5 protein-coding genes are annotated in these 6,422 nt (G+C 60.0%); 1 reads left to right on the forward strand and 4 read right to left on the reverse strand.

All coding sequences use genetic code 11. From position 1 onward, the window contains the following. Nucleotides 1–963 (forward strand): DUF4113 domain-containing protein (locus tag A3754_RS19675; RefSeq protein WP_063521049.1); only part of this gene is annotated, 963 nt, incomplete at its 5' end. On the opposite strand, the gene A3754_RS19680 is transcribed toward A3754_RS19675, so the two are convergent. The 4 genes from A3754_RS19680 to A3754_RS19695 all read right to left on the reverse strand — a co-directional run. Further along, the gene (locus A3754_RS19680; RefSeq protein ID WP_063521050.1) at nt 960–3,248 is read right to left on the reverse strand and encodes an ATP-binding protein; all 2,289 of its coding nucleotides are present in this window, start codon (nt 3,246–3,248) and stop codon (nt 960–962) included. The two genes, A3754_RS19675 and A3754_RS19680, sit on opposite strands and share 4 nt — an antisense overlap. 39 nt (nt 3,249–3,287) lie before the next feature. After that, nucleotides 3,288–4,757, reverse strand: a complete 1,470-nt coding sequence (locus A3754_RS19685) for a DUF3336 domain-containing protein (protein ID WP_007150439.1) — start codon at nt 4,755–4,757, stop codon at nt 3,288–3,290. Nucleotides 4,758–4,875: 118 nt separating this feature from the next. Further along, nucleotides 4,876–5,913, reverse strand: a complete 1,038-nt coding sequence (locus A3754_RS19690) for an AraC family transcriptional regulator (RefSeq protein ID WP_063521051.1) — start codon at nt 5,911–5,913, stop codon at nt 4,876–4,878. Nucleotides 5,914–5,925: 12 nt separating this feature from the next. Then, nucleotides 5,926–6,422 (reverse strand): SIMPL domain-containing protein (locus A3754_RS19695; protein WP_063521052.1); only part of this gene is annotated, 497 nt, incomplete at its 5' end.

Here is a 6,422-nt window from a genome sequence, read left to right on the forward strand (position 1 = left end):
TTGATGGGGGGAGCTGAGCTGTTGCCGCTGGCGCAGCAGGTGCGAGCGCGTGTTGCTCGTTGGGTCGGGGTGCCAGTGTGCGTGGGGGTAGCGCCCACCAAGGTGCTGGCCAAGCTCGCCAACCACGCGGCCAAGCGTTACCCCGCCACGGGCGGCACCGTGGTGCTGACGGACCCGGCGCGCCGGGAAAAGTTGCTGGCGCTAACACCGGTGTCTCGGGTGTGGGGAGTAGGGCGCCGGTTGATGGGCCGCCTTGAGGCGCTGGGGATCGAGACGGCGTTGGATCTGGCCCGGGCGGATAGCGGCATGATTCGTCGGCGGTTTTCCGTGGTGCAGGAGCGGCTGGTGCGGGAGCTGAACGGGGAGCCCTGCCTGTCTCTGGATACTCAGCCTTCGCCGCGGCAGCAAGTGATTCATTCGCGCTCTTTTGGCGAGCCGGTAACCACCTTGCCCCCGGTGCGCCAGGCCCTGAGTGATTTTGCCTTCCGGGCCATGGAGTCCTTGCGCAAGGAAAGTTTGTACGCCGGCCGGGTAACGGTGTATTTGCGCACCGCCCCGATGGGCAAGCCCCAACAATTATTCCCCAATACGCTCAGTGCTGCCTTGTCGCCGGCCACGGCGGATACCCGAGTGGTGGTGCATCAGGCACAGGCCTTGCTGACCAGGTTATGGAAGCAGGGGTATCGCTACGGGAAAGCCGGGGTGATTCTCACGGACTTGCGTGGGCGGGGGCAGGTTCAGAGTGGGCTGTTTACCTCGGAGCAGCCGGCAGAGCCGGATTCGGGCGCGCGCGCGGACGCGCTGATGGCGGTCCTGGATACCATCAATCAGAGCGGTGCGGGCAAGGTGTGGTTGGCGGGGCAGGGCATGCAGGCGGATCAGCGCAGTGTCTGGGCCATGCGCAGGGCGCACCTGTCGCCGGCGTATACCTGTCGCTGGTCTGATTTACCGGTGGCGCGCTAGCGAGGCTTTTGCGGCTCTGTGCCTGTGTGACAGGTGGAAGCCAGCTCCTGCAGGCACTGCAAGAGCGTATCGCGGCGAATCGGTTTGTTGAGAATCCTGTCGATGCCGGCATCGTGAATGCGGGCGATCTGGCTGCCCAGCGCATGGGCCGTCAGGGCGATGATCGGGCAGGGTATTTTCTGCGTGTCCTGCTCAAACCGTCGGATGGCCTGGGTGGCTGCGAGGCCATCCAGCTCCGGCATTTCCACGTCCATGAGAATCAGGTCCAGCGGCGTTGGGTGCTGGCGGTAGGCCTGCACGGCTTCGTGGCCATTTTCACAGATGAGCGGGGTGATCCCCAGGGAACCGAGCAGGGCCCGCAGCACATCCCGGTTAACGCTATTGTCTTCTGCCACCAATACTTGCAGTTGATCAAGGGCCGCTGGCTGGCCGGGTTCGGGTGCGGTTATCTGCTGGGCAGTGTCTTGCGCCAGGGCCAGAAACAGGGCGCTTCGGGTGACGGGTTTACGCAGCACTGGCACTGTGTCGCTTTGTTCGTGCAGATCCCCGATTAACAGCACCCGGGCCTGGGAGTCTGGGGGGATGGCGCTAAGGCCCGCGGCACCGAGCAGGGTTTCGTCAATCAACGCATGGCTGAAAGGCCCGGGCAGGGAAAGCAGATCCATGGCGTCCCCCTGCAAGGTGGTGGCACCGGCGTGTTCGAGCATGCGGGTCAGTGTTTGTCGCAAGGGTTGATCGTGGCTGAGTACCAGAATGTTGGCTTGGGGAAGCTGTGGCAGAGGTGGTTGCGTGTCCTGGGGTTGCAGGGGCAGGTCGAGCCAGAAGCGTGCGCCCTGGCCGAGCGTGCTGGAGACGCCCAGGGTGCCATTCATCAGTGTGCACAAGGAGCGGCAGACGCTCAGCCCCAGGCCCGTGCCGCCAAAGCGGCGAGCGGTGCTCTGGTCGGCCTGGGCGAAGGCCTGGAAAATTACCTCCTGGTGGCTGTCGGAAATACCGATGCCGCTATCTTCAATTTCGATGTGTACACCACTGCCGGTGTCGGTCAGCGACTTGTCGCGGGCACGGATGATCACATGGCCCTGTTCGGTGAATTTCAGAGCGTTGTTGATCAGGTTCATGAGGATCTGCCGCAGCCGCACTTCATCGCCAAACACAGCCTGCATGCTATCCAGTTGCAGCTCACAGGCCAGCGTTAGCTGTTTCTTGTGGGCGAGGCCGGCGTAGGCGCTCATGGTGTCTTCGATCAGGATGGCCAGGTTGAAAGGTTGATGCTCCAGCCGCAGTTCGCCGGCCTCGATTTTCGAGAAATCCAGAATGTCGTTGATGATGGCCAGCAGGTTCTCGCTGGATTGCTGCATGAGCCTGAGGTAGTGCGCCTGTTGATTACTCAGCGTGCTGTTCTGCATCAGGTCGATAATGCCGATGATGCCGTTAAGGGGCGTGCGGATTTCATGGCTCATGGTGGCCATGAAGGTGCTTTTGGCGTCGTTGGCGCTTTCAGCGTGGATGCGCCGTTCTTCATTATCCAGACGCAGCTGTCGTTCCTGTAGCAGTGCACGATCCGCGTCGCGGCGGGCGTTGATGTCCTGCAGGAGCCGTTCTCGCATGGTGTTGAGGGCGGCGGCAATATTATCCAGTTCGTCATGGTGTTCGGGGTTGGTGGGCAGGGGTAACGGTTGGCGCAGGGACGACAACGACAAGTGCCGGGTGTCGTCGGCCAGCTGGCTGAGGCGCCGGGTGAAGAGCAGGCGCATAAGCAGAATAATGAGAATGGCGCTGACCAGTGCCTGTAGAGCGAGGAAGCCGATCAGGAAGGCGGTCTGTTTGCCCACATATTGATAAATGCTGCTGTGAGAAATGCCCAGTTCCAGTTGTCCCAGCGTTTCGCGGGTGCCGTCATTACGCTGGTAGACCAGTGGCAGCTCGCGAATCGTGAGGGCCTTGGGTGGCGCGGCCATGCTGCTGCCGATGGCTTTGGCGTGGCCATTCCAGTCAGTCCACGTGACGCTGGCTGATGCTACATCAGGCAAATGCAGCAGGGCGTTAACCTGCACCCGCAATTGCTCTTCGTCGAAATTCCACAGGGAACGGGACAGCCCGGGCAAGGCAGTCAGTTCCACCTGCTCCAGGTTCTGCTCCAGGCGCTCCATACCTTGATGGTATTCGCGCACCATGAATACGCCGATGCTGATCAGCATCACCATAATGCTGACCAACAGCACCGCGCCGGCCACTTTGAAGGCCAGCGGGTTCTGTCGGTAGTAATGGTGTATACGGTGAGGCAAGCACGGTCTCCAGAAATAGTCGCCGTGCCGGGGGGCGGTTTACTGGTTGGCCACCGCTGTCATGTTTACCCGATCCAGCATGCGTTCTTCGATACGGTCCAGGCGTGCCCGGCAGTCGCGGAAGGTGCGACTGATGCAGGTGGTGTTGGCTACCATGTCCAGTTTTGGCCAAGTCGCCTGTTCGCCTTTACGGATATAGTTTCGCACATCTTGCAGCGTGGGGTTATTCAGGACACGCAGGGCGTTGAGCGGCTGGCGGGGCGGGATCATGTTGATGTCGCCGATATACTTCTGCGTCACCATGCTTTTCGCCTTGTCGATCATCAAACCCATGTCGTTGGACGCTACCCGGCGCTGCACCAGTTGCAGGCCATAACGCAGGTTCATGGAGACGTTGCGCAGGGCCCAGTCGCCCAGGGTGCTCAGGGAGCTGTCGGTGTTTTCGTTGCGAGACAGAAACGGTACCACATGGGGGTTGGTCTGGCTGACGATGGAGTGGTTGACCCCGTAAAGGCGGGCCAGCCGGCGGATGGGCAGGTCGTCGACGATGGAGCCGTCAACAAACTTGCGGCCGGGGATGTAGGGAACCCGCTCGCCGTCGATGTTCTTTGCCCACAGGGAGACCGGCGGATAAATGCCGGGAATTGCACAGGACGCCAGCGAAGCTTTGCGGATCAGCACATTGGGAGAGGTGCGCCAGTTCAGCAGGCGCGCGTGCTGGTTACGGTCGTAGGGGCTCACGGTAATATTGATTTCGCGACCGGTGTGTCGATAGGCCTCTTCGAAGGTCATGTCGGTGATGTTTTCTTCCAGGCAGGCTTCCAGATGGTCGCCGTCCAGCACCGGGGTGCCGCGTACCAGGCCTTTCCAGCCCAACACCTTGAAGGCTTCCAGATAAATGTTTTCCGGCTCCAGTTTCACCTTCAATTCTTCATCGTTGTGGGTGCCGACCACCGAGCCGATGATACTACCGGCGCTGGAGCCGGAGATCACCGAAGGCAGCAGGTTCTGTTCCCACAGGCAGCGGGCCACACCGATATGGAACAGGCCCAGGGCTGCGCCGCCGGATAGCATCAGGCAGCTTTGTCCGAAGGCCTGACCGGTGGTTTCAAAGAAATCGAGCTTCTCTTTCAGCCCGAATTCCTTGAAGTTGCTGTCGCACAGATAATTCAGGGCGGTGGACACTTCGGTCAGGTAATTTTCGATCAGGCGTTTGGTGCCCACGCGGCTGTGCTGATAAAGGCGTGGGTTGGAAATGTTGCCCAGATTGCCATGCAGGCCTTCATGCAAATGGAAGACCAGCTTGTTCACGTCGTTGCGTTCGCGGGCCTGGCGAATCTGCCAGAGACGATTACGAATCAACTCGTAATCGTAATAGGGGGAACGGTCCACTTCCTTCCATTCGTCGGCGCCGGAAAGGCGGTCGTGTTCCTGGCTGGCTTCGTACCATTCGTCATAGGTCGTCGCGTTATCGATGGCGCGTTCGAGCTGTTTGAGGGTGCCTTTCATTGAGGCTCTCCACCATTCATTTTTGTCATTGAGTGATGTCAGTATAGACAGGAGAGAGGGGCAGGTTTAAGTGTTTGTAGGACAAAAAGCACAGGGTTACAGATAAAAGTGTCAATTTTTATGAGTGTATTTGCTCATTGTCAGGCTTGGCCCGGTATTGGCCCGGGGTCATGGCGGTGTGACGCTTGAAACTGCGCTGGAAGGAACGGATATCGGAATAGCCCAGGGCGGCGGCGATATCGGCCTGGGGCAGGGTGGTGGTGGTGAGCAGGCGCCGAGCCTGTTTCAGGCGCACGTCATCGAGCAGTTTTTGCCAGCTCTGGTCTTCGTCGGCCAGCCGACGATGCAGGGTGCGCACATTCATGCCCAGCCGCTCGGCAACGGTTTCCTTGCGGGGCAGGGAATGGCCAATGGCATCCTGAATGCACTGTTTGACCCGCTGACTGAGATTGGTGTCTACGCCCAGTTGATTCAGCTGCTGGATAGCGTGGGCTTCCAGGGTGGAGAGTAGTAGCGGGTCGGGTTGGCGTATGGGCTGCTGTAGTAATTGCGGCGCGCCGACCAGGGCGGAGCAGGGTTGTTCGAACAACACATCGCAGAGAAATACGCGCCGGTATTCGTCCACCTGGGCTGCCGGTGGAGTGGGGTGTTCCAGCCAGACCTGTTCCGGTGCCAGCAGATCGTTGCCGGTGAGCCAGCGGGAGTAGCGTACCCAGGAGCCGAGTACGTTATCGATCAGATGTTGACGTGCGGGTTGCTGGCGATACAAGCAATCCCAGCGGATGGCTACCTGGTGGGCATCGACAGTGGTGTCTGTGGTGCCCATGTCACCAACCAGCTTTTCGTACAGGCTGACCTTGGATAACGCTTCCTGAAGCGTGCTGGCGCTCATGGCGATATAGCCCATCACATTGTAGGAACCGGGCTGCACAAATTCGGAAGTGTGTAACCCGAACAGGGGGTCGGCGGACTGTTTGATGAGGGCGTGCAGCAGGGTCTGAAAATCCTGACCATGAATGCGGGTATCCGGTTTCTGGATATGGCCGGGGTCCAGGTTGGCCTGCTGCAGCGCCGCAGCCGTATCCAGCCCACGGGCTTGCCCGTGAGCCAGGTACTGCTGAAGTGCGGCGCTACAAATCTGGCCCAGTGCATCCATGGGGATGTTCGCTCAGTTCAGTTCAAAGGTGATTTGTACCTGGGCGGAAATCTCGGTTTCGCCGGCCCGGTAACTGTCTGCGGCACCGCTTTCTTTGCTGCGAGCCATCATCATCACCGGTTGCGGGTGGTGGATCCCCTGAGCGGTGATCTGGAAGGCTTCGCCCAGGTCACGGTCTGCGGCTTCGGCAATGATCTCTGCCCGTTGACGGGCATCAGCCACGGCTTTTTCCAGGGCCTGGTTGCCCAGCTGGTCGCGGTTGCTAACTTCCGCACCGGCGGGGCGGATGTTACGTACGCCCTGTTCGGCAAGTCCTTCCAGTAGCTCCGCATAGGTTTCAAGGCCGTCGACCTTGAAGCTCACGTCGCGGCTGACCTGGTGGCCAATCAGTTTGCGTTCGGGTTGATACTGCCATTGGGGGGTGACTTGCATGGTGCTGGCGGTGACGGCCTTTTCTTCGATATCCAGGTCGTCTGCGAGATCCAGCATATTGCTGACAGACTCATCCA

Source organism: Alcanivorax sp. HI0083 (assembly GCF_001635175.1).

Coding starts and splice junctions, on each gene's coding strand:
- A3754_RS19685 (WP_007150439.1), bottom strand. CDS start 4,757: ATGAAAGGCACCCTCAAACAGCTCGAACGCGCCATCGATAACGCGACG.
- A3754_RS19690 (WP_063521051.1), bottom strand. CDS start 5,913: ATGGATGCACTGGGCCAGATTTGTAGCGCCGCACTTCAGCAGTACCTG.